Source organism: Streptomyces sp. NPDC036813 (genome assembly GCF_055609245.1).
In genome coordinates this window covers 220,200-241,206 of the sequence record NZ_JBVJPV010000011.1, presented here as the reverse complement: position 1 = coordinate 241,206, position 21,007 = coordinate 220,200, and the positions used below count along the sequence as shown (strand labels likewise).

Annotated in this window: 26 protein-coding genes; 14 read left to right on the top strand and 12 right to left on the bottom strand. The window is 72.1% G+C overall.

From position 1 onward, the window contains the following. Window positions 1-119 precede the first annotated feature (119 nt). The 3 genes from ACZ67Q_RS23660 (at window position 120) to ACZ67Q_RS23650 (ending at window position 2,900) form a co-directional block, all read left to right on the top strand. Window positions 120-995, top strand: a complete 876-nt coding sequence (locus ACZ67Q_RS23660) for a GntR family transcriptional regulator (RefSeq protein WP_471185357.1) — start codon at window positions 120-122, stop codon at window positions 993-995. Beyond that, complete coding sequence (locus ACZ67Q_RS23655; protein WP_471185354.1) at window positions 992-1,741, top strand: HAD family hydrolase; 750 nt, start codon at window positions 992-994, stop codon at window positions 1,739-1,741. Before ACZ67Q_RS23660 ends, ACZ67Q_RS23655 begins: the two co-directional genes overlap by 4 nt. A gap of 67 nt (window positions 1,742-1,808) precedes the next feature. Further along, on the top strand, window positions 1,809-2,900 hold the full coding sequence (locus tag ACZ67Q_RS23650) for a phosphotransferase family protein (protein ID WP_471185352.1): 1,092 nt from the start codon (window positions 1,809-1,811) through the stop codon (window positions 2,898-2,900). A 41-nt stretch (window positions 2,901-2,941) separates the two neighbouring features. Here the strand turns inward: ACZ67Q_RS23650 and ACZ67Q_RS23645 are convergent, their stop codons facing one another. Beyond that, window positions 2,942-3,838, bottom strand: a complete 897-nt coding sequence (locus tag ACZ67Q_RS23645) for an NAD(P)-dependent oxidoreductase (protein ID WP_471185351.1) — start codon at window positions 3,836-3,838, stop codon at window positions 2,942-2,944. Window positions 3,839-3,886: 48 nt separating this feature from the next. Between ACZ67Q_RS23645 and ACZ67Q_RS23640 the strand changes: the two genes are divergently transcribed. The 4 genes from ACZ67Q_RS23640 (at window position 3,887) to ACZ67Q_RS23625 (ending at window position 5,957) form a co-directional block, all read left to right on the top strand. Then, window positions 3,887-4,231, top strand: a complete 345-nt coding sequence (locus tag ACZ67Q_RS23640; protein WP_471185349.1) for a winged helix-turn-helix transcriptional regulator — start codon at window positions 3,887-3,889, stop codon at window positions 4,229-4,231. A 163-nt stretch (window positions 4,232-4,394) separates the two neighbouring features. Beyond that, a complete protein-coding gene (locus ACZ67Q_RS23635; protein WP_469930518.1) occupies window positions 4,395-4,847 on the top strand; it encodes a helix-turn-helix domain-containing protein in 453 nt (150 codons plus the stop codon). Between the two features lie 78 nt (window positions 4,848-4,925). Beyond that, the gene (locus ACZ67Q_RS23630) at window positions 4,926-5,516 is read left to right on the top strand and encodes a hypothetical protein (RefSeq protein ID WP_471185346.1); all 591 of its coding nucleotides are present in this window, start codon (window positions 4,926-4,928) and stop codon (window positions 5,514-5,516) included. Between the two features lie 114 nt (window positions 5,517-5,630). Beyond that, the gene (locus ACZ67Q_RS23625; RefSeq protein WP_471185343.1) at window positions 5,631-5,957 is read left to right on the top strand and encodes a DUF2516 family protein; all 327 of its coding nucleotides are present in this window, start codon (window positions 5,631-5,633) and stop codon (window positions 5,955-5,957) included. A 45-nt stretch (window positions 5,958-6,002) separates the two neighbouring features. Here the strand turns inward: ACZ67Q_RS23625 and ACZ67Q_RS23620 are convergent, their stop codons facing one another. The 3 genes from ACZ67Q_RS23620 to ACZ67Q_RS23610 form a co-directional block, all read right to left on the bottom strand. Further along, window positions 6,003-7,325 carry a PP2C family protein-serine/threonine phosphatase gene (locus ACZ67Q_RS23620; RefSeq protein WP_471185341.1) on the bottom strand — a complete coding sequence of 441 codons (1,323 nt, stop codon included), beginning with the start codon at window positions 7,323-7,325 and terminating at the stop codon, window positions 6,003-6,005. 702 nt (window positions 7,326-8,027) lie between these two features. Further along, a complete protein-coding gene (locus ACZ67Q_RS23615; protein ID WP_471185338.1) occupies window positions 8,028-9,101 on the bottom strand; it encodes a C40 family peptidase in 1,074 nt (357 codons plus the stop codon). A 248-nt stretch (window positions 9,102-9,349) separates the two neighbouring features. Then, the gene (locus ACZ67Q_RS23610; RefSeq protein WP_471185335.1) at window positions 9,350-10,162 is read right to left on the bottom strand and encodes a class I SAM-dependent methyltransferase; all 813 of its coding nucleotides are present in this window, start codon (window positions 10,160-10,162) and stop codon (window positions 9,350-9,352) included. 512 nt (window positions 10,163-10,674) lie between these two features. Between ACZ67Q_RS23610 and mshA the strand changes: the two genes are divergently transcribed. Both mshA and ACZ67Q_RS23600 read left to right on the top strand, forming a co-directional pair. Continuing rightward, the gene (gene mshA / locus ACZ67Q_RS23605) at window positions 10,675-12,012 is read left to right on the top strand and encodes a D-inositol-3-phosphate glycosyltransferase (protein WP_471185333.1); all 1,338 of its coding nucleotides are present in this window, start codon (window positions 10,675-10,677) and stop codon (window positions 12,010-12,012) included. Further along, window positions 12,005-12,556, top strand: coding sequence for a type III secretion system chaperone family protein (locus ACZ67Q_RS23600; RefSeq protein WP_471185331.1), 552 nt, complete (start codon window positions 12,005-12,007; stop codon window positions 12,554-12,556). Before mshA ends, ACZ67Q_RS23600 begins: the two co-directional genes overlap by 8 nt. 88 nt (window positions 12,557-12,644) lie before the next feature. On the opposite strand, the gene ACZ67Q_RS23595 is transcribed toward ACZ67Q_RS23600, so the two are convergent. From ACZ67Q_RS23595 to ACZ67Q_RS23585, 3 genes are read right to left on the bottom strand one after another with little or no spacing between them, the layout of a single operon-like run. After that, window positions 12,645-13,238: a hypothetical protein gene (locus ACZ67Q_RS23595; protein WP_471185330.1), complete on the bottom strand. Its 594-nt coding sequence runs from the start codon at window positions 13,236-13,238 to the stop codon at window positions 12,645-12,647. A 60-nt stretch (window positions 13,239-13,298) separates the two neighbouring features. Next, on the bottom strand, window positions 13,299-13,955 hold the full coding sequence (locus ACZ67Q_RS23590; RefSeq protein WP_471185328.1) for a methyltransferase domain-containing protein: 657 nt from the start codon (window positions 13,953-13,955) through the stop codon (window positions 13,299-13,301). Window positions 13,956-13,984: 29 nt separating this feature from the next. Further along, window positions 13,985-14,785 carry a helix-turn-helix transcriptional regulator gene (locus ACZ67Q_RS23585; protein WP_471185327.1) on the bottom strand — a complete coding sequence of 267 codons (801 nt, stop codon included), beginning with the start codon at window positions 14,783-14,785 and terminating at the stop codon, window positions 13,985-13,987. Between the two features lie 49 nt (window positions 14,786-14,834). Between ACZ67Q_RS23585 and ACZ67Q_RS23580 the strand changes: the two genes are divergently transcribed. Then, entirely contained in the window at window positions 14,835-15,263 is a 429-nt protein-coding gene (locus ACZ67Q_RS23580; RefSeq protein WP_471185325.1) for a DUF2000 family protein, read from the top strand. Here the strand turns inward: ACZ67Q_RS23580 and ACZ67Q_RS23575 are convergent. Next, window positions 15,238-16,506, bottom strand: coding sequence for an MDR family MFS transporter (locus ACZ67Q_RS23575; RefSeq protein ID WP_471185324.1), 1,269 nt, complete (start codon window positions 16,504-16,506; stop codon window positions 15,238-15,240). The genes ACZ67Q_RS23580 and ACZ67Q_RS23575 overlap by 26 nt on opposite strands. A gap of 155 nt (window positions 16,507-16,661) precedes the next feature. Between ACZ67Q_RS23575 and ACZ67Q_RS23570 the strand changes: the two genes are divergently transcribed. Beyond that, on the top strand, window positions 16,662-17,423 hold the full coding sequence (locus tag ACZ67Q_RS23570) for a phosphoglyceromutase (protein ID WP_361639144.1): 762 nt from the start codon (window positions 16,662-16,664) through the stop codon (window positions 17,421-17,423). A 93-nt stretch (window positions 17,424-17,516) separates the two neighbouring features. On the opposite strand, the gene ACZ67Q_RS23565 is transcribed toward ACZ67Q_RS23570, so the two are convergent. Beyond that, window positions 17,517-17,963, bottom strand: coding sequence for an SRPBCC family protein (locus ACZ67Q_RS23565; RefSeq protein ID WP_471185323.1), 447 nt, complete (start codon window positions 17,961-17,963; stop codon window positions 17,517-17,519). Window positions 17,964-18,423: 460 nt separating this feature from the next. Between ACZ67Q_RS23565 and ACZ67Q_RS23560 the strand changes: the two genes are divergently transcribed. The 3 genes from ACZ67Q_RS23560 (at window position 18,424) to ACZ67Q_RS23550 (ending at window position 19,357) form a co-directional block, all read left to right on the top strand. Further along, a complete protein-coding gene (locus ACZ67Q_RS23560) occupies window positions 18,424-18,645 on the top strand; it encodes a hypothetical protein (protein ID WP_361639138.1) in 222 nt (73 codons plus the stop codon). Between the two features lie 81 nt (window positions 18,646-18,726). Next, window positions 18,727-18,888, top strand: a complete 162-nt coding sequence (locus ACZ67Q_RS23555; RefSeq protein ID WP_471185321.1) for a hypothetical protein — start codon at window positions 18,727-18,729, stop codon at window positions 18,886-18,888. A 148-nt stretch (window positions 18,889-19,036) separates the two neighbouring features. Further along, window positions 19,037-19,357: a GYD domain-containing protein gene (locus ACZ67Q_RS23550; protein ID WP_471185318.1), complete on the top strand. Its 321-nt coding sequence runs from the start codon at window positions 19,037-19,039 to the stop codon at window positions 19,355-19,357. A gap of 89 nt (window positions 19,358-19,446) precedes the next feature. Here the strand turns inward: ACZ67Q_RS23550 and ACZ67Q_RS23545 are convergent, their stop codons facing one another. The 3 genes from ACZ67Q_RS23545 to phoU all read right to left on the bottom strand — a co-directional run bounded on the left by ACZ67Q_RS23545 (window position 19,447) and on the right by phoU (window position 20,862). Further along, window positions 19,447-19,695 carry an SCO4226 family nickel-binding protein gene (locus tag ACZ67Q_RS23545; RefSeq protein ID WP_471185316.1) on the bottom strand — a complete coding sequence of 83 codons (249 nt, stop codon included), beginning with the start codon at window positions 19,693-19,695 and terminating at the stop codon, window positions 19,447-19,449. A gap of 199 nt (window positions 19,696-19,894) precedes the next feature. Continuing rightward, the gene (locus ACZ67Q_RS23540; protein ID WP_471185313.1) at window positions 19,895-20,059 is read right to left on the bottom strand and encodes a hypothetical protein; all 165 of its coding nucleotides are present in this window, start codon (window positions 20,057-20,059) and stop codon (window positions 19,895-19,897) included. A 113-nt stretch (window positions 20,060-20,172) separates the two neighbouring features. Further along, window positions 20,173-20,862 carry a phosphate signaling complex protein PhoU gene (gene phoU / locus ACZ67Q_RS23535; protein ID WP_471185311.1) on the bottom strand — a complete coding sequence of 230 codons (690 nt, stop codon included), beginning with the start codon at window positions 20,860-20,862 and terminating at the stop codon, window positions 20,173-20,175. Window positions 20,863-21,007: the final 145 nt, after the last annotated feature.

Genomic DNA, 21,007 nt, shown 5'->3' with positions numbered 1-21,007 from the left:
CAAACCCTCCGCCAACTTGGGGAAGTTGGCAACCAACTTTGATAGAGTTGTCCCCACTTGGCCACTACTCATAAACAGGTTTCAAACAACTCCCGTAAGATGGATTGGAGTTGTAGCGTTTGGTCGTGACCCAGGAGAACGTGGCAGTGAACGGCAGCCGACGGTTCACGCCCCAGGAGATCGCCGACACGCTGCGCGAACGCATCCGCACCGGCGACCTCAAGGCGGGCGACCGTCTGCCCACCCAGGCCGAACTGGCGGAGGAGTTCGGGGTGGAGCGCGGCACCGTGCGCCAGGCCCTGCGCGCGCTGCAGGAGGACGGCCTGCTGACCAACGTCAGCAAGGGCAGCCCGCCGCGGATCGCCGAACCCCCCGTGGCCTCCGAGGAGCCGCAGCCGACCATGGTCGGCCTGGCCCCCCGGCTGGTCGAGGCGTTCGCCGCGCCCAGGGTCCGCATCGACGTGCTCTCCCACACCGCCGAGACGTTCATGCTCGCCCTCGCCGAGCCGCTGCGCCTGATCCACGAGGGCCGCATCCACCCGCAGTCGATCGACGTCCGCGTCCTGCTGCCCTCCCGGGACATCACCCTCGCCTTCCCCGTCGCCGTCGAGGGCGACGACGACTCCGTGCACGAACGCTGGCTGGCCATGCGCAACGCCCAGGGCCAGGTGCTCCGGCACAACCTGCACGCTCTGCGCGCCACCCACGGCATCGACGTCCACGTCACCTTCCGCGCCCTGACCTTCACCCCGCCGGTGAAGCTCTACCTGCTCAACGCGGAGGAAGCGCTGATGGGCTACTACGTCCTGACCCGGCGCGAGGAGGAGTACGTGGGCCAGATGCTCGACATGTACGACGCGCTGGGCTCGAAGTCCCTGCTGTTCTCCTTCCACCGCGGCAGCGGCCGGCGCGACGCGGCGTTCGTGGAGGAATCCCAGAAGTGGTTCGACGCCCTCTGGGAAACCATCACCCGGGACCTGACACTCTCCTCGTGACTTCTGATACGACGCAGACGGAAGCGAAGCCGGAAGAGACCGGGTGGCTGCGTGACACGGTCGCCCGGGCGCAGGTGGTGCTGTGGGACTTCGACGGGCCTCTCTGCCGGCTCTTCGCCTCCCACCCCGCCCGGAAGGTGGCGGACGAACTGGTCGACTGGCTGGCGCGGCAGGGCCTCACCGGCCTGCTCGACGACACCGAGCGCGCCTCGCCCGACCCGCACGACGTGCTCCGCGCGGTGGACCGCCGCCACCCCGGCGGCAACCTGGTCACGGACCTCGAGGAGCGCCTCACCCAGGAGGAGCTGAAGGCCGCCGCGTCGGCGATGCCGACGCCCTGGGCCGACCCGCTCATCCGCACCTGGACGGCCGTGGGTCCACGGATGGCCGTCACCAGCAACAACTCGCCCCGGGTGGTCACCTCCTACCTCGCCGGCCGCGGGCTGCTGCCCTGCTTCGCCCCCCACGTCTACGGCCGCACCCGTGACCTGCGCCTGCTCAAGCCGGACCCGCACAGCCTCGACCGGGCCCTGGACGCGCTGGGCGCCGCCCCCGGCGACGCCCTGATGATCGGCGACTCCCCCTCCGACCACGACGCCGCCACCGCCGCCGGTGTGCCCTTCCTCGGATACGCCCGCAACGCCCGCAAGGCCGAGCTGCTGACCGAGGCGGGCGTCAGCCGGGTGATCGGCTCGCTGCAGCCGCTGCTGACCGCGGTCCGGGCGCACGCCCGAGCCGGCGGCTGACCCGAACGGGCGCTGCCGGGGCGGTCGTCCCCTCCGGCGCGCGCGGCAGCCACTACCCTCTGCCGCCATGCCCCCTCTGTCCCGGCCGGCCCGGGAAACACGCGCGGCCCTGCTGCAACGCCACATCGAGCGGGCCGCGCGCGGCCGGGGCGAGACGCTGAGCGGCCACCACAACACCAACCACGTCCTGCGGTGCGGCGTCGTGCCGGCGCTGCTGCTCGGCACGGTGCCCTTCGCACCGCTGAAGTACCGGGTGCCGCGCGAGACCGTCGAGGTGGTGCCGCGTCTGTGGCCGCGCGAGGGTGACGTCCTGCGTGTGGTGTGCCGGTATCTGCCGGAGGTGCCGCGCTGCCTGGCCGTCCTGGACGGCAACCACTCCCTGCACGCCTACCGCCGGGGCGTCGTGCTCAGCGAACGCAGCCCGCACGGCCCTGTCGGCGAGGACCTGATGCGGCAGTTCGCGCGGTTCTTCGCCCGCCTCGCCCGCATCCCGGCCGGCCGGCTGCCCCCGCTGCCCGCGAACTGGCCGGCCGACGGCGACAGCGACGGCTTCCTGCGCCGGCTCGCCGCGTTCACCGAGGAACGCGTCCACCGGCCCCACCGCGACCGCTTCGGCGCCCTCTTCGACGCCCTCGGCATCCCCGAGGACGCCATGACCCGGTTCCTGCACGGGCCACACCGGCTCGCCCGGCGCCCCTTCGTGCTGCTGCACACCGACGTCCACCGGGCCAACGTCGTGGTGCGCCGCAACCGGATCACCGTCATCGACTGGGAGCTCGCGTCGTTCGGCGACCCCCTGCACGACCTGGCGACCCACGTCGTCCGCATGGGCTACGACAAGGAGGAGCAGGCCCGGATGACGGCGCTGTGGGCCGAGGCGATGACCGCGGCCGGCCGCACGGACCTGACCACCGGGCTCCACGACGACCTGGGCACCTACCTGGCCTTCGAGTACGCGCAGTCGGTCTACCCGGACGTCCTGCGCGCCGCCCTCGCCCTGCCTCCCGGCGCCACCGCGGACGACGCCCGCACCGCCGCCCACCGCATCGCCCGCGCCCTGGGCCGCGCCAGTGAACCCCTGCGGCTGATGGACGTCCCGAACGAGTCCCGGATCGCCGAAGCGCTGCGGGACTGGCACCGGGGGCACGGGCGGGACTGAGGCAGTCGCCTGCCGCCCCGGGACGCGTCACGCCTCGCGCGTCAGCGCCTCGAGAGCAGGTCCGTCACGCGGATGAAGCCGTCGCCGCCGTGGCCCAGGCCGATGACGCGGCGGGCCTGGCCCTCGATCACACGCATCAGGCTCGCGTCGATGCCGTGCTCCTCGGAGGCGTGCACGACGTGGGTCATCGTGGAGACGGCCGAGGTGATCGGGTTGATCCCGCCCGAGTAGGTGCCGTCGTCCGCGTCGCCGGCGAACGTCTCGAACAGCGGCGGAAGGATCGCCGCGATCCCCTGGGCGAAGGGCGCCAGCTCCCGCCCGCTGATGCCCTCCGCCCGGGCCACGGCGAGGGCGTGCGCGTAACCGCCCATCGCCGTCCAGAAGACGTCCAGCAGCGCGAGGTCGTAGGCGGCGGCCCGGCCGGGGTCGTCGCCGAGGTGGGTGTGCGTGCCGCCGAGCGCCGCCAGCACCGGCCGGTGCTCGTCGTACACCTCGCGCGGCCCGCTGTGCAGGAACACCGCGTCCGGGGTGCCGATGCTCGGCGCCGGGGTCATGATCGCGCCGTCCAGGTAGCGGATGCCGTGCCGCTCGGCCCAGGCGGCGGTGTCCCGGGCGCGCGCCGGGGTGTCGGCGGAGAGGTTCACGACGGTACGGCCCTTGAGGGCGGCGGTGACCTCCTCGTCGCGCAGGATCGCGTCGGAGGCGTCGTGGTTCACCACGCAGACGACGGTCAGCGTGCTCGCGGCGACCGCCTCGCGTGCGCTGCCGGTGGCGTGCGCGCCTCGGGTGAGCAGGTCGGCGTCGCGGCCCGGGGTGCGGTTCCAGACGGTGGTGATGAACCCCGCGTCGAGGAAGGCACCGGCGAGCGCCCGTCCCATCGGCCCGAGGCCGAGGACGGTGACGGTGACCGGCGGGTGGTGCCTGGTGTGCGTGGACATGGCTCAACTCCCTGATCGACAATGGCACTTCATGACAAGGGGGGAAGGATGACCAGCAAACGGACGGTGCCGGAGCAGCAGTCCTGCGGAGTGAACGCCGCGCTCGCCGTGATCGACGGCAAGTGGAAGTCGTCCCTGCTGTGGTTGCTGGAGTCCGGCCCGCAGCGTCCCGGAGAGCTGCGGCGCCGGCTGCCGGGCCTGACCGAGAAGGTGCTGACCCAGGCGCTGCGCGAGATGGCGGAGGACGGCCTCGTCCGCCGCGAGGTCCACGACGTCGTGCCGCCGAAGACCGAGTACTCCCTGACCACCGCCGGCCGCGAACTCGCCGACGCGCTGACCCCCCTCTCGCACTGGGGCCACCGCCGCCTGGACCGGCTCGCGGAGGCCCGCTGATCACGACTTCCAGCCTCGGGGGAGCGGGCGGCGCTGCCAAGTACCCACAAAAAAGTGGGTACCTGCCGTGTACGGCACTGTGCGTCCCTGTCGCTCCGACGCGCTGTTGCACGCTTGCAAGCAGTTGCTTGCAATAGTTAGCGCGGTGCGGCATGGTGGAGGCATGGCATCGCTCAACGTCGGCAATCTCGGTGAGTACCTGCGCGAGCAGCGGCGCAACGCGCAGCTGTCGCTCAGGCAACTCGCGGAGGCCGCCGGGGTGTCCAATCCGTACCTGAGCCAGATCGAGCGCGGGCTGCGCAAGCCCAGCGCGGAGGTGCTCCAGCAGGTCGCCAAAGCCCTGCGGATCTCCGCCGAGACGCTGTACGTGCGCGCCGGCATCCTCGACGCGGAACGCGGCCGGGACGAGGTCGAGACCCGCGCGGTCCTCCTCGCCGACCCCTCGCTCAACGAGAAGCAGAAGCAGGTGCTGCTGCAGATCTACGAGTCGTTCCGCAAGGAGAACGGGTTCGGTGGCCCCGACGGCGCCGAGCAGGCCGACCAGGGCGACGCCGCCGTACACGACCCCCGCACGGTCGGCGGACACGACGCGGGACCGCAGCAGACGGCCGGTTGACCGGACCAGGGAACACCCGGCCGCCGGCTGCGGACCACACAGACCCTCATCCGAAAGAATTCCGGGAGGACCCTCACCATGGCCATCACCGACGACCTGCGCAAGACCCTCAGCGACCCGACCCCGCTCTATTTCGCCGCCGGCACCGCCGACCTGGCGCTGCAGCAGGCCAAGAAGGTGCCGGCCCTGGTCGAGCAGCTGCGCGAGCAGGCGCCGGCCCGCTTCGAGGCCGTCCGCAACACCGACCCCAAGGTCGTCCAGGAGCGGGCCACCGCCCGGGTCAAGGAGACGCAGGAGACCCTCCAGACCAAGGTCACCGAGTTCATCGGCTCCCTCGACGGCGACCTGAAGAAGATCGGCGAGAGCGCCCAGGACTTCGCCCTGCGCGGCGTCGGCGTGGCCGCCGAGTACGCCGTGAAGGCCCGCGAGGCGTACGAGAAGGTCGCCGAGCACGGCGAGCAGGCCGTGAAGACCTGGCGCGGTCAGGCCGCCGAGGAGATCGAGGACCTCGCCGTGGCCGTCGAGCCGAACGCCGAGCCGGTCGAGGTCAAGCCGGCCGACACGACCGCCCCGTCGGCCGAGGAGTCGGCCGCGAAGAAGGCGGCGGCCCGCAAGGCCCCGGCGAAGAAGACCACCACCCCGAAGAAGACGTCCCCCGCCGCGGAGTAAGCGGCGTCACGGGCGGCAGTTCCGCGGGCCGGGCACCCTGGGGGTGTCCGGCCCGTTCTACGGGTACGGTGACCGCGTATCGACGAGCCGAGTCGGGTGGTGGACGTTGTGCTGATGCAGGGTTTCGCGGGGTTCATGTGGTTGCTGTACCTCGCGATGCTGGCGATGGCTGTCGTGGCCTTCGTGATGGCCGCGCTGTTCCGTGAGGACGCCTACCGCGCCGCCGACAAGCAGAACAAGGGCTTCTGGCTGATCATCCTCGGCGTGGCCGTCGCGGTGAACCTGCTGGTGCCGATGCTGTTCCTCCAGCTCGCCGGGCTCGTCGCGTCCATCGTCTTCTTCGTCGACGTGCGCCCGGCCCTCTCGCAGGTCAGCCCCCGCCGCCGGGGCCGCGGCTCCAGCAGCGACGGCCCGTACGGCCCGTGGAACGGCGGGCGGTAACCCCCGCGCCCGGGCGGTGACCCGGGAGCGTGGGCGGGGCGGCCTTCAGGAGAGGCGGTCCAGCAGGACCACCGCCACGTCGTCGGTCAGCTCGCCGCCGTTCAGTTCCCGGGCCTCCGTGACCGCCCGCTGGATCAGATCCTCACCGCGCAGGCCCTCGGCATAGCGGCGGGCGACCATGTCGACCATGCCGTCCTGGCCGAGCCGCTCGCGGCCCTCGCCGATACGGCCCTCGATCAGACCGTCGGTGTAGAGCATCAGGCTCCACTCGGCGCCCAGGTCCACATGCATCCGCGGCCAGCGCGCACCCGGCAGCAGACCGAGCGCGGGGCCGTTGTTGTCGTACGGCAGCAGCCGCGGCCTGGCGCCGGGGCGCAGCAGCAGCGGGGACGGGTGGCCGGCCAGGCAGAGGCCGGCGCGGCGGCCGTCCGGCGTGATGTCCACCGTGCACAGCGTGGCGAAGATCTCGTCGTCGCCGCGCTCGTGCTCCAGCACCTCCTGCAGCGTGCCGAGCAGCTCGTCACCGCACAGTCCGGCCAGGGTCAGCGCCCGCCAGGCGATGCGCAGCTCCACGCCGAGCGCCGCCTCGTCCGGGCCGTGCCCGCAGACATCGCCGATCATGGCGTGCACGGTGCCGTCCGGGGTGCGGACGGTGTCGTAGAAGTCCCCGCCGAGCAGCGCGCGCGAGCGGCCGGGGCGGTAGCGGGCGGCGAAGCGCAGCGAGGAGCCGTCCAGCAGCGGCGTGGGCAGCAGGCCCCGCTCCAGCCGGCGGTTCTCCTGGGCGCGCAGCCGGCCCTCGGCGAGCTTGCGCTCGGCCGTGTCGGACCGCTTGCGCTCGACGGCGTACCGGATCGCGCGGCTCAGCAGCCGCCCGTCCAGCTCGTCGCGGAACAGGTAGTCCTGCGCGCCGACGCGCACGGCCTCGGCGCCGCGCTCGGCGTCGCTGGAGGAGGTCAGCGCGAGCACGGCGTGCCGGGGCGCGAGCTCCAGCACGTGCTTGAGCACGGCGAGCTCGTCGTGGTCACCGTCGGCGTCGGCGGTCCTGCCGGGTGCCGGCAGGGCGAGGTCCAGCAGGATGCAGTGGACGTCGTCGGTGAGCAGCCGCTCGGCCTCGGTGAGGTTGCGGGCGGTGCGCACGCGGATCGGCTTGCCGGCCGAGTCGATCAGATCGGGCACGATCGGCGAACCGCCGGGATCGTCCTCGATCAGCAGCAGTGTGAGGTTGTGGTGGGTGGTGGCGGCGTTGTTGTCGACCGTGGCTTCCTTGCGCGGGGTCTCTTCCTTGGAGGGGCCGCCTCGACGGACGGCCGGCGCCTGACCACTCTCCACGGCCGGGATCGCCCTGGGCCGCGGTACGGGTACGGGCATTGTCTTGGGTTCCTTCCCTCCCCCCGAGGGCATGGTGGGGCGAGGGTCCTCGATCCACCGACGGGGACCATAGCGGGTGGGAGCGCGGTAAAGGAATGGTGTGAGGCACGTCGCTCGGCCGAAGGGCACCGTCATATGCCGCGTTCTGTACCGCAGTTGGACAGGCGGGACGCGGAAAGGGGATGACGAACGTCACGTCGGCCGCGGTTCGGCCCCTTGATCCACGTGCGGTGGGTCACGTGACGCGCCTTACAGGGGCGTTGGGCGCCCGTGCGGTGGGTCACGCAGACGCGCGACGGGCGTTGGACAAGCCGGCGCGGCGAGACGCCGGCCGCGCCGACGCGGCCGGAAGCCAGCGGCCCGGGGGCCCGCGCAACGGCCCGCGCGCCCACCGCCCCACGGGCTCCGGGTCACGCCCGCACACCCGTCACGATGGCGCGCCCGGGGCGTCAGCCGTTCGACGGGCCCTGCGTCACTCCCGCGGTCGAGCGTCAGGCGTGCCGCACAGTCGACGTCGGAGGCGCCCACGCGCGGTCGGCGTCACAGGCCTCGATGTGCGGTCGGCGTCACCCGCGTCCACGCGCGGCCGACGTCACGCGGCGCGCGGTCGACCGCATGTGCCCACTCCTCGCGCCCGCCCCTCGCGCCGACCCCTCGTGCCGCTCCGCGCGCCGACTCCTGCCCGCCCGCCCCGCGGGTTGTCTACATATCCGGCCGCACGACGCCCAGGATGGGCATCGTCCCCGCACCGGTGAGGGTCACGGTGCGCCCCGGGCGCGGGGCGTGCACGATCGTGCCGTCACCGACGTACATCCCGACATGGCTGGCGTCGTCGAAGTAGATGATCAGGTCGCCGGGCCGCATGTCCTTGATGTCGACATGCTTCAGCTGGGCCCACTGCTCCTGCGAGGTGCGCGGGATGGGCTGCCCGGCGTGCGCCCAGGCCTGTGACGTCAGCCCGGAGCAGTCGAAGGTCTGCGGGCCCTCGGCGCCCCACTCGTACGGCTTGCCGATCTGGGCCGTCGCGAAGGCCACGGCCTGCCGGCCCCGCTCACTCGCGTCGGCCTTGATGTCCTTGAGTATCCCGGTGTCCAGCCAGGCGGTCTGCGCCTTGGCCGCGGCCTGCCGCTCCAGCTCGGCCAGGCGCGCCTTCTCCTTCGCCTCCAGCTGGGACTCGAGCTTCTCGGCCTCGGCGATCTGCTGCGTGATCTTCTGCTTGGCCGTCTCCTTGGCCTTGCGGTTCGCCTCCAGCTGCCGCCAGCGTTCGGAGGCGTCAGCGGCGTACTGCTGCAAGTCCTCCTGGGTACGGGCCATTTCCCCGAGCAGGCCCTTGATGGCCCGCTGGCCCTGCAGAAGAAGCCCGGTGCCGTCGAGGAACTCCTGCGGGTCGTCGCTGAGCACCAGCTGGGCCTCGGTCGGCAGGCCGCCCGTGCGGTACTGGGCGCGGGCCGCTGCACCGGCCCGGTCCTTCAACTGGTCGAGGCGCTGCTGCCCTTGGGCGATCTTCTTGGTGAGCTCGACGATCTGCGCGGACTGCTGCTTCGACTTCTCCTCGGCGGCGTTGTAGGCGTCGGTGGCGACGGCCGCGTCGTGGTAGAGCTTCTCGAGCCGCTGGCGGACGGCCTCCAGGTCCTTGTTCGCGGGTATGGCCGGCGAGGCGGAGGGCGTCGGGGCGGGGGTGGGAGCCGCGAAGGCCATGCCCGGTGCCCCCAGCACGGTGACGGCGCAGACCACGGTCACTGCCGCCGCGATCAGGCTGCGCTTGCCCGCTGCCATACCTCATCCCCCAAACCTGATTTACCGTCAGTAACTTATCGGTGCCGGAGGGATCGTGCCATGCCCGCGCGAAAAGCGACAGAGGCAGTGCTTCCCGGCCCCCCGCTCCCGCCCGGCCCGGCCCCCCAGCCGCCCGAGACGATCTCCCTGCCCGTTCGACGTACGGCCCCCGGAGATCGTTCCACCCACCGCGACACTCACCCGATCAAGTGACACGCCCCAGGAAAACGCAGGTCAAGGACGCGGCATCAGTGGCGGGGGGCCAAGGCCGCCCAGGTCACGGTCACTTCACCCTGTCGCCACCGCGCCGGCCCGTCCACGACCGGCCAGTCGGCCGTGAGGTCGCGCACCGCGCGGATCCAGCGCTGCCGGGCGCCGTAGGAGGCGTAGGGTGCGGCGGCCGCCCAGGCGCGGTCGAAGTCCCGCAGGAAGGCGTGCACCGGCTCACCGGGAACATTGCGGTGGATGAGCGCCTTCGGCAGCCGTTCCGCGAGGTCCGACGGACGCTCCAGGGAGCCCAGCCGGGTCGCGAAGGTGACCGTGCGCGGCCCCTCGGGCCCGAGCGCGACCCACACGTGGCGGCGCCCGATCTCGTCGCAGGTCCCCTCCACCAGCAGCCCGCCGCCGAAGCCGCCCTCGGCCGGGGCGAGCCGCGCGCACAGCCGCTGCCACACGCCGGCGACCTCGCCCTCGTCGTACTGCCGCAGCACGTTGGCGGCACGGATCAGCGCGGGACGCCCGGGCACCGGCACCTCGAAGCCGCCGTGCCGGAAGACCAGCCCCTCCCGCTCATAAGGCAGCGCCGCCGCGACCCGGGCCGGCTCGATCTCCACACCGACGACACGCACGCGTGGCGCGACCGTCCGCAGCCGCGTCAGCAACTCCACGGCGGTCCAGGGCGCGGCCCCGTACCCCAGGTCGACCGCCACGGGCTCCGCGACCCGCCGCAGCTCGGCCCCCTGCACGGCCGCGATCCACCGATCCATCCGCCGCAACCGATTCGGATTGGTAGTCCCCCGCGTAACGGATCCCACAGGACGGGTCGACGCACGGGAACTCATACGTACGAGGGTATGCGGAGCGCCCGGGGGCGGGATGCGGAGACCCGGTGTTCCCTTGCCCCAGCGCCCACCCGTGCCGCCCTGGGGGTCCCCCCTGCGCGAAGAGCTCGGGGGAGGGGACCGCCCGCAGCTGTGCGGGTACGGGCACCGAGGACGGACACCCCTCGCCCCGGCCCCGACTCGGAACCGGCCCCAGGCGACCGCAACCGGCCACCGGACCGCAACCGGCCACCGGACCGCAACGGGCCACCGGACCGCAACGGGCCGCCACAGGCACAAACAGGGGCGCGGGGCTGTATTCGGTATACGGCTCCGCCGCGTGAGCGCGACCAGCACAACGAAACGCGCACAGGCCGCCGCAGGCACAAGCCCCCCCCCGACGCCCCCACCCCTCACCAGGTTCACCGAACCCCGGTAACGCCCAGGCAAAATCACCTCCGCAGGAATGGGAACCCGCCCCACCGGCGTTGCCCTGTCGGAGGACCATGCCCGCCCGCAAGGAGGATCGCCACGTGAGCCACTACGTCAGCAGGCTCGGGCGTCGCTCCCCGTCCGCCTCCGCACGGCTGAGACTGCACCGCAGGCCCCGCCGCGTGGCCATGCTCTCCGTGCACACCTCTCCGCTGCACCAGCCCGGCACCGGCGACGCCGGCGGCATGAACGTATACATCGTCGAGCTCGCGCAGCGCCTCGCCGCGATCAACATCGAGGTCGAGATCTTCACGAGGGCCACCACCGGCGGCCTCGACCCCACCGTGCAGCTCGCCCCCGGCGTCCTCGTGCGGCACGTCGACGCCGGCCCCTACGAGGGCCTCGCCAAGGAGGACCTGCCCGCCCAGCTGTGCGCCTTCACGCACGGCGTCATGCAGGCGTGGGCCGGCCACCGCCCCGGTTATTACGACCTCGTCCACTCCCACTACTGGCTCTCCGGCCACGTCGGCTGGCTCGCCGCCCAGCGCTGGGGCGTCCCCCTGGTGCACGCCATGCACACCATGGCCAAGGTCAAGAACGCCAACCTCGCCGACGGTGACACGCCTGAGCCCGCCGCCCGCGTGATCGGCGAGACCCAGATCGTCGCCGCCGCCGACCGGCTCATCGCCAACACCGCCGAGGAAGCCGACGAGCTGGTCCACCACTACGCCGCCGACCCCGGCAAGGTCGCCGTCGTCCACCCCGGCGTCAACCTCGGCCGCTTCCGCCCCGCCGACGGCCGGGCCGCCGCCCGCGCCCGCCTCGGCCTGCCCCAGGACGCCCTGATCCCGCTGTTCGCGGGCCGGATCCAGCCGCTGAAGGCCCCCGACATCCTGCTGCGCGCGGTCGCCGCCCTCCTCGACGAGCGCCCCGAACTGCGCTCCCGGATCCTGGTGCCCGTCGTCGGCGGCCCCAGCGGCAGCGGACTCGCCAAGCCGGAGGGGCTGCAGAAGCTCGCCGCGCGCCTCGGCGTCGCCGACGTCGTACGGTTCCGGCCGCCCGTCGGTCAGGAGCAGCTCGCCGACTGGTTCCGGGCCGCGTCCGTCCTCGTCGTCCCCTCCTACAGCGAGTCCTTCGGCCTGGTGGCCATAGAGGCACAGGCCACGGGCACCCCGGTGCTGGCCGCGTCCGTCGGCGGCCTGCCGGTGGCGGTACGGGACGGCGAGACCGGCTACCTGGTGCAGGGGCACGACCCGAAGGCGTACGCGCGCGTGCTGGAGCGCTTCGCCGACGACCAGGACCTCACCCCGCGCCTCGGCGGGGCCGCGGCCCGGCACGCCCTGTCCTTCGGCTGGGACACGGCAGCCGCCGCCACCGCCGACGTGTACACGGCCGCGCTGCAGGCCCACCGCCGTCGCGTACGCTCGCACCATGGGTGATGCACACAGGGCTGATGCACACAAGGCGGCTGACGCGCACGACACTGCTCACGCAGGCAACGCGGCGGCGCAGGTCATCGAGGACACTCTGAAGGACGCCGAGCTGGAGTGGGAGAGCCCGGAGCCGGGCCACTTCGTCGTCAAGCTCCCCGGCACCCACAAGCTGTCCACGACGGTCTCGCTGATCGTCGGCCGCCACTCCCTGTCCCTGAACGCCTTCGTCGTCCGCCACCCCGACGAGAACGAGGCCGGCGTCCACCGCTGGCTGCTGGAGCGCAACCTCAAGCTGTACGGCGTCGGTTACGCCGTCGACGGCCACGGCGACGTGTACGTCACCGGGCGGCTGCCGCTCGCCTGCGTGACCCCCGACGAGATCGACCGCCTCCTGGGTCAGGTCCTGGAGGCGGCCGACGGGGCGTTCAACCCGCTGCTGGAGCTGGGTTTCGCCACCGCGATCCGCAAGGAGTACGCCTGGCGGGTCTCCCGCGGCGAGTCCACGCGCAACCTGGAGGCGTTCGCCCACCTCACGCAACGCCCGGAGTGACCGCGCGGCGTCCGGAGTGACCGCGCAGCGGCCGGAGTGACCTCGCACCACTCTGCGTGAACCGGCCCGGGCGCCCTGCCCTGCTTGCCTACTTGGTCTTCTCGGGCTTGGGCTTGTCGAGCTCGTCGGCGAGCGCCCGCAGCGCGTCGGCCAGGTCCTTCTTCGTCGGCAACTGGTCGACCTTCCGGTTCAGTTCGTCGATCTTGCGGTTCAGCTCGTCCAGATCGACCGGGGCGGAGGGGCTGGGGCTGGCCGGAGGGGCGGTCGGACTCGGGTCGCCGTCGCCCCCGCTCACGGCCCCGCCGTCGACCCCGCCGGACCCGCTCACGGACCCGCCGTCGACCCCGCCGGACCCGCTCACGGACCCGCCGTCGACCCCGCCGGAACCCTCGTCCCCACCCCCGGTGGTGACCCCGGCGGAACCCCCGTCGCTCCCACCGGAGGTGACCCCGGTGGACCCGCCGTCCGTGCCGGCGCTGTCACCCCCGGACGTGTCCGCAGGGGTGCTGTACGACGCGGTGGGCGGGGTCGGGTCGCCGTCCCCGTCGGCCGCGAGGGCGGCGCCGACGGCGAGCGTGACCAGGGCCGCCGCCCCCGCGACGGCGGTCGTGACCCGGCGGGCGCGCAGGGAGCGGGGTGCGGAGGATGTGGTGGGTGTGCGGGTGTCCTGTGTGTCATCCATGGCCGGAACGTTATCCGAACGCATGTCCGGACAGGGCGCTTCCGTCCATCTCGTCGGCCCTCAACTCCCGCCGCTGGGAAAGAGGTTGCCGTGCAGGACGTGGTAGCCGACGAAGGTGAACATCTGCTGCCCCGGCGGTAACACCCCCGGCTCCCCGGTGAAGCGGTGCTCGCCGACGCCGTACGGAACCTCCGGGCCCGAGACCCACAACGGCTCGAAGCCCCGCTTTTCCAGCCAGGTGCACACGTTGGTGTCGTGGTGCCGGGTCCGCGTCCACACCACCGTGCCGCCCTTGCGGCACAGCTGCGTGCAGTGGTCGAGCGTGCGCTCGATGTCGGTGTCGGTGAGGTTGCCGAGCACTCCGCACAGCAGCACCAGGTCGGCCGGGGCGTAGGCGGTGTAGTGGTCGGTCAGCGCGGCGTCCCCGCACACCACGTCGACCCCGTCCAGACCGGCGGCCGCGGCCGCCGAGCGCGCGAACAGCACATTGCGCTCGTCCAGTTCCACCAGCCGCGCCCGCACGTCCGCCCGCCGGGGGTGCCGGGCCAGCGCGCCGATCAGGTCCCGCCCCTGCCCGGCGCACAGGCTGACGGCCGTGAGCGGGCCCGGCGGCGCGGTGTCCAGCGCGTGCCGGACCCGCTCCTGGACGAGGGCGAGACGGCGGCCGAGATAGGAGTCGGGTACGTCGTACGCGTCGTGCCACGCATGCCAGTCCATGAGCGGCAGACTACGGAAGGGTGCGGCTTTCAACCATGGCGCAAAATGGCGTATTTACCCGGCGTCACTCCCACCAACTTCCTGAAGTGGCGGGTGAGATGGGCCTGGTCGTAGAACCCGGCGGTGGCCGCGACCGCGCTCGCCGGCTGCCCCTCCAGCAGCAGCCGCCGCGCCCGCTCCACCCGCCGGGACGTCAGGTACTGATGCGGCGCGATGCCGTAGGCCCTGCTGAACGCCCGCACGAGGTGGGCGGGATGGGCCTGCACCACCCGCGCCGCCTCCTCCAGGGTGATGCCCTCGGGCACGCGCGCGTCGAGCAGTTCGCGCAGCCGGCGGGCGAGCACCGGGTCGGGACGCCGCGCCTCGATGGCCCGCCGGGGCCGCAGATGGGCGCGCAGCCGCTCGGCGACGAGGGTCAGACGGCTCTCCGCCTCCAGCTCCTCACCAGGCCGGGCGAGCGCCGCGTGCACCTGACCCACCCGCTGCCGCAGCAGGGGATCGCGCAGGTCTGGGGTGTCCGCGGCGGCCCCGATCAGGTCCTCGCCGAGCCGGGAGGAGTCGAGATAGAGAACCCGCTTGCGGAAACCGTGCGCGGTGGCGGGGGCGCCGTTGTGCGCGACGTGCGGCGGCAGCAGGGACACCGTGTCCCGCAGCGTGCCGTGCTCGTGCCGCTCGATGTCGTAGCGCACCGCGCCGTCGTCGACGATCAGCAGCGTCCACGCGGCGTGGACGTGCATGGGGTAGGCGTACTCGGTGAAGTGGGCGTGGAAGACCTCGACGACCCCGGGGACGCGGGGCCGCCACGCGGACACCTCACGCTGCGCGGCCATGCAAAGAACGTACAAGACGGGTCCGTACGACGTCGGCGAGTCTCATTGCATGAACGACGCCGAACCGATCCGCTTCGACACCAAGATCGCCGTCCTGCTGCGCGAGGACCTGGAGTCCTGGCAGCGCCTGAACGTCACCGCGTTCCTGGTCAGCGGCCTCGGCACGCAGCTCCCCGAGGTGATCGGGGAGCCGTACGAGGACGCCGACGGGACGGACTACCTGCCGATGTTCCGCCAGCCCGTGCTGGTCTTCGAGGGCGCGAAGGAGACGCTGGCGGCGGCCCACGCGCGCGTGCTCTCCCGCGCGCTGCCGCGGGCCGTCTTCACGAGCGACCTGTTCACGACGGGCAACGACCGCGACAACCGGGCGGCGGTCCGGGCGGTGCCGACGGCCCAGCTGGACCTGGTGGGGCTGGCGGTGTACGGGCCGCGCAACGCGGTGGACAAGGTGCTCAAGGGCGCGCGGATGCATCCGTGACCTCGGCGGCGGGCGCCGGGAGGGGCTGCGGCTCCTCCCGGGGCAGGCGCCGCATCAGTACGGCGTATCCGGCGCCCGCCGCCGTCCCGACGACCGCGGTGAGGCCCCACAGCCACTCCGCCCCGTACCGGTCGATGACCGCACCCGACATCAGCGGGGCGACCAGCGCGGCCACGGACCACGACAGGGTGTACATGCCCTGGTAGCGCCCGCGCCCGTGCACCGGCGACAGCGCCACGACGAGACCGGTCTGCGTCGGCGCGTTGACGATCTCGGCGAGGGTCCACACGCAGACCGTGAGCGCGAAGACGCCCACCGATCCGGCGAAGGCGGTCAGCCCGAAGCCGTACCCGGCGAGCAGCGAGGACGCGATGAGCAGCCGCCGGGGGTCGCGGTGCTCGATGAACCGGGTGACGGGGATCTGGAGGACGACGATGAGGATGCCGTTGACGGCGATGGCGAGCCCGTAGTCGGCGGGCGTGAAGCCGGCCGTGCCCATGGCGACGGGCAGTCCTACCGAGCCCTGCTGGAAGATCAGCGCCACGAGGAAGGACAGTCCGACGACCCCCATGAACCGCCCGTCGCGCAGTACGGTCCGAAGACCGACGTCGGGCGCCTTGGGGCCGTCGGCGCTCTGGACGGGCCGCGACTCGGGCAGCTTCAGGAAGACGACGATCGCGCACACCAGCGTCATCCCGGCCTCTATGAGGAAGCCGGCCTGATAGCTGACCTCGGCGATGAAACCTGCGGCCATGGAGGAGACGGCGAAGCCGAGGTTGATCGCCCAGTAGTTCAGTGAGAACGCCCGCACCCGGTCCTCGGGCCGCACGATGTCGGCCATCATCGCCTGCACCGCGGGCCGGGAGGCGTTGGAGGCCATCCCGACGAGGAAGGCGACGGCGGCGATGGCGACCGGGTCGGTCATGAAGCCGAGCAGGGCGACGGAGGCGGCCGTGGCGGTCTGCGCGAGGAGCAGGGTGGGCCGCCGCCCGAGCCGGTCGGCCATGACCCCGCCGGCGAGTGAGGAGACGACGCCGCCCAGCCCGTGCAGGGAGGCGACGAGGCCCGCGTAGGAGGCGGAGTAGCCGCGGTCGAGGGTGAGGTAGAGGGCCATGAAGGTGGCCACGAAGGCGCCGAGCCGGTTGACGAGGGTGCTGGTCCACAGCCACCAGAAGGCGCGGGGCAGCCCGGCGACGGACTCCCGGGCGGCACGTCTGAGGTCGGACAGTGCGGCGGACGGCATGGCGGAGTCCCCCCGTGGGATGTAAGTGGCGCAACAGGTAACCGCAACTTACATAGCCGATGCCGGGGAAACCACTCGATTGACAAACCCCGTCAACCGTCCGCGCAGCGAGCGCCCACGCCACCGGCCGAGGGCCTTCGATTACGCTCATCCTTATGGCCGACGCACCGTACAAGCTGATCCTCCTCCGCCACGGCGAGAGCGAGTGGAACGAGAAGAACCTGTTCACCGGCTGGGTGGACGTCAACCTGACCGCGAAGGGCGAGAAGGAGGCGACGCGCGGCGGCGAGCTGCTCAAGGACGCCGGCCTGCTCCCCGACGTCGTCCACACCTCCCTCCAGAAGCGCGCCATCCGCACCGCTCAGCTCGCCCTTGAGTCGGCGGACCGCCACTGGATCCCGGTCCACCGCTCGTGGCGCCTGAACGAGCGCCACTACGGCGCCCTGCAGGGCAAGGACAAGGCGCAGACCCTCGCCGAGTTCGGCGAGGAGCAGTTCATGCTGTGGCGCCGCTCCTACGACACCCCGCCGCCGCCGCTGTCGGAGGACTCGGAGTTCTCCCAGGCACACGACGCCCGCTACGCGACGATCCCGCCGGAGCTGCGCCCGGACACGGAGTGCCTCAAGGACGTCGTCATCCGGATGCTCCCCTACTGGTACGACGCGATCGTCCCCGACCTCCTGACCGGTCGCACGGTCCTGGTCGCCGCCCACGGCAACTCCCTGCGCGCCCTGGTCAAGCACCTGGACGGCATCTCGGACGCGGACATCGCGGGCCTGAACATCCCGACGGGCATCCCCCTCTACTACGAGCTCGACGCCGACTTCCACCCGGTCACCCCGGGCGGCAAGTACCTCGACCCCGAGGCAGCCGCAGCGGCGATCGAGGCCGTGAAGAACCAGGGCAAGAAGAAGTAAGCGCCCACGCCTGAGCCCCCTGCCTGCGGTTGTTTCGCTGGTGGGGGGCTTCTTGCTGCGGCCAGGCGGGCCCTGTCCCGGCCCGGCGGGGGATCAAACGCGCTCGGCGTGTTCGGCTACCGCGATCCGGGCCAGTTTCGTCAGCATCATGCCGTTGCGGATCGCGACGAAGTAGTCCACCGGGAGTCCGTGCATCCGGGTGCCGGGGCCCCGGAGCGGGTGCCAGTCGAGGGTGAAGAGGGTGTGCTCGCCCCAGGGGGTCAGCTCCATGGCGATGCGAGCCGCACCGAAGGGCTCCGCCTTCGCCTCCAGTTGCAGTCGGCGCCGCGGTTCGCAGATGCGGACGACGCAGGTGTCGTAGAGAGCCAGAGGGCCGGCACCGACGCGGACCTTCAGCCGGGCGCCCACCTCCGGCCAATGCGGGTCCACGGCAAGGATCTGGCGGGTCCCTGTCACCCACTCCGCGTAGCGGTGGCCATCGGACAGCAGGCGCCAGACCTCGGCCGGCGTACTGAGGATCAGACAGCGATTCCGGGCCATCATCACGCTCCTGGAGTATGGGCAGCATCGAAGCATCCCCGCTCGTGGCGCCCTCCTCCAGCGTCATTCCGACAGCGCCGCCTGCACAGTCCGGGAGATCCGGACGGGTGAGCCGACGGCCGGGGGCGAGTGTGCGGCGGTCGACGCGGAGCAGCCGCAGCGCACGACGCAGCCATCGCTTGGCGAGAACGCGTCCGCCGTTCTCCTCCGAAATCGCCTGCTGAAGTGGGGGGTTGGGCGCTGAGCGCCACCAGGGCGGCGGGGCGGCCGGCTCCGCGTCGTTCGCCACGGTGGCCTGCTCGGTGAGTGGGCGGTCACGGTGGGTGCTGGACGCCCCGGGTCGAGTTTCTTCGCCGAGTCCGCTGCGAAACCGCAGGTCAGCGGCGCGCGGCGGTCTCGCCTCGGCGGGATTGTGCCCGTGGCCACAGCGGAGCGCGTGCGCGTGGGCTCATACTGAACCATGACGAAGCCTGCTGCACCCAAGCGTCACCTGCCGACCAGTCCTTTCAAAGCCCCGGTCGCGCCGGCGCCCAAGTACTTCGATCTGGGCGACCAGGTCACCCACGACGTGTACGGCCTCGGCCGGGTCGTCGGCATCGAGGACGGGATCGCGGCGCTCGTGGATTTCGGCACGGCGCAGATGCGGATCTTGAGCCCGTACGCCAAGATGACCAAGTTGTAGGACCGCTGTGCCCGGTCACGGCACACCAGGCTCCCTCAGGGACCTGTGACGAAAGAGAGTCCTCCCATCGAACTGACACAGATGTTCTCCGCCCCGGAGGGGCACACCCACACCTCCGGTGCGGCATCGCCGCCTCCCGTGACGAACCCCTTCCAGGCACCGGACTTCGGGGAGGACGACACCTTCGCGTTCGAGGACGCACTGGACTCCGCCCCGGAGCCCGTGCGGCGCGGACGCACCTGACGACGGCACCGTCCCCCTGCGCGTCGTGGTCGGACCGGCGGCTGCCGCGCGGCGCCAACGAGTGAATCCAGGCGCGCCGGGTGTGGGGACGGGGGCCCGCGCGGGAAGGTCCTTGGCGTATCGGATCAGCGACGGGCCGGGAGTCCCCATGCCGAAGTTCCTCATTCAGGCCAGTTACACGCCCGAGGGCACGAAGGGGCTCCTCAAAGAAGGGGGGAGCGGCCGCCGTGCCGCGGTCGACCGGGTCGTCACCGAACTCGGCGGGACGGTCGAGGCCATGTACTTCGCCTTCGGGGAGGACGACCTCGTGTGCGTCATCGACCTCCCCGACCCGGTCTCCATGGCCGCGATCAGCCTCACCGTCAAGGCCAGCGGGGCGCTGACGACCCGTGCCACTCCGCTCCTCACGGTCGAGGAGATCGACCAGGCGACCCGCCGGCAGGTCGCCTTCCGCACCCCCGGGGCGTAAGCACCCCACGCGTTCCAAAACACCACGGCAGCGGTACGGCCCGGACCGCGCGCGGTACCGGACCGGCTCAGGCCGACAGCGGTACCGGCTCAGACCGACAGCGAGACCTCGTGCACCTCGTCCGCCTTGTGACCTGCGCGTTCGTGGACCCGCTGGACCGCTTCGGCCGACGGGGCCTCCGAGAGGCAGTAGACCTCACCGGACTTCGGGTCCGCCCAGGCCCTCTTGAAGTGGACGTTCTCCTCGCCTTCGACGGCGAGGTCGGCGTTGTGCGCCTCCGTCAGCTGGTCCGCCGTGATGCCCTTCATGCCGTGGTGGATGTCCATGAACTCGGGCATGGTCCGCACCTCCTTCTGCCGTGGGTGCGTTTTCTCCTCCTCATGCTCCGCCCGCGCCCGCGGCCGCGCACGCCGAAGGCCCCGGCACGCGGAAGGACCCGTCAGCCCCCGCACGCCGAACACGCCGAAGGCGCTCGCGCGCCGAAGGCCCCGGCGGCGCCGGAGCGGCGGCCGGGGTCCTCGGTGGCGCGTCAGTGGGTCAGCCGCACTGGCACGGGTTGCCCGACTGGCAGCCGCACCCGCAGCCCGAGCCGCAGCCGCAGGCAGCGATCAGGTTGAGGTTCCTGATCTCCGCGGGCTGCTCGGTCGGGCGCTCCTGGGTCGGCTCGGACGTCGTACCGGGCGTGCTGGGGGAATCGGCCATGGTTCCTCCTCGACGAGGCTCGTGCCTGTGCCCATTGCATGCCCGGTCCGTCGGGCGCATCAACGGCGCATACGAGCGCGCGCGGTCCGGTGCGCGCCCCCGCGAGCACCGCTTCAGGCGCTCTCCGTCCCCGGCACGGACTGGATGTCCGCCTGGAGCTCGTCCGCGTGCTCGCCCGTGACCAGGTACACCACCCGCTTGGCGACGGCGACCGCGTGGTCGGCGTAGCGCTCGTAGTAGCGGCCCAGCAGGGTGACGTCGACGGCCGTCTCGATGCCGTGCTTCCAGCGGTCGTCGATCAGGTGCTGGAAGAGCGTGCGGTGCAGCAGGTCCATCGCGTCGTCGTCCTGCTCCAGCTGGAGTGCCAGGTCGACGTCCTTGGTGATGATCACCTCGGCCGCCTTCGCCATCAGGCGCTGCGCGAGCTGGCCCATCTCCAGGATCGTGGCGTGGATGTCCTGCGGCACCGCCCGCGCCGGGAAACGCAGCCGGGCGAGCTTGGCCACGTGCTGGGCCAGGTCGCCGGAGCGCTCCAGGTCGGCGCTCATGCGCAGCGAGGTCACCACGATCCGCAGATCCGTGGCCACCGGCTGCTGCCGCGCCAGCAGCGCTATCGCTCGCGCCTCCAGGTCGTGCTGCAGTTCGTCGACCTTCTGGTCGGCCTCGATGACGCTCTCGGCCAGCTTCAGATCGGCGTCCAGGATGGCGGTCGTGGCGCGCCCGATCGCCGACCCGACCAGCCGGGCCATCTCCACCAGACCGTCGCCGATCGAGTCCAGTTCCTCGTGGTACGCGTCCCGCATCAGGTTCCCTCTCGTGCGTGTCGTCCGGGGTTTTGGGCAGGGCTCCCGACCCCACGCTCCCACGTTCCGGCCCTTACGCGTCCGGTTCCGCGACCCCAAATGAACCCATCCTGGCCCCAAGGTGAACTCTGGGCGACGAGTGTTC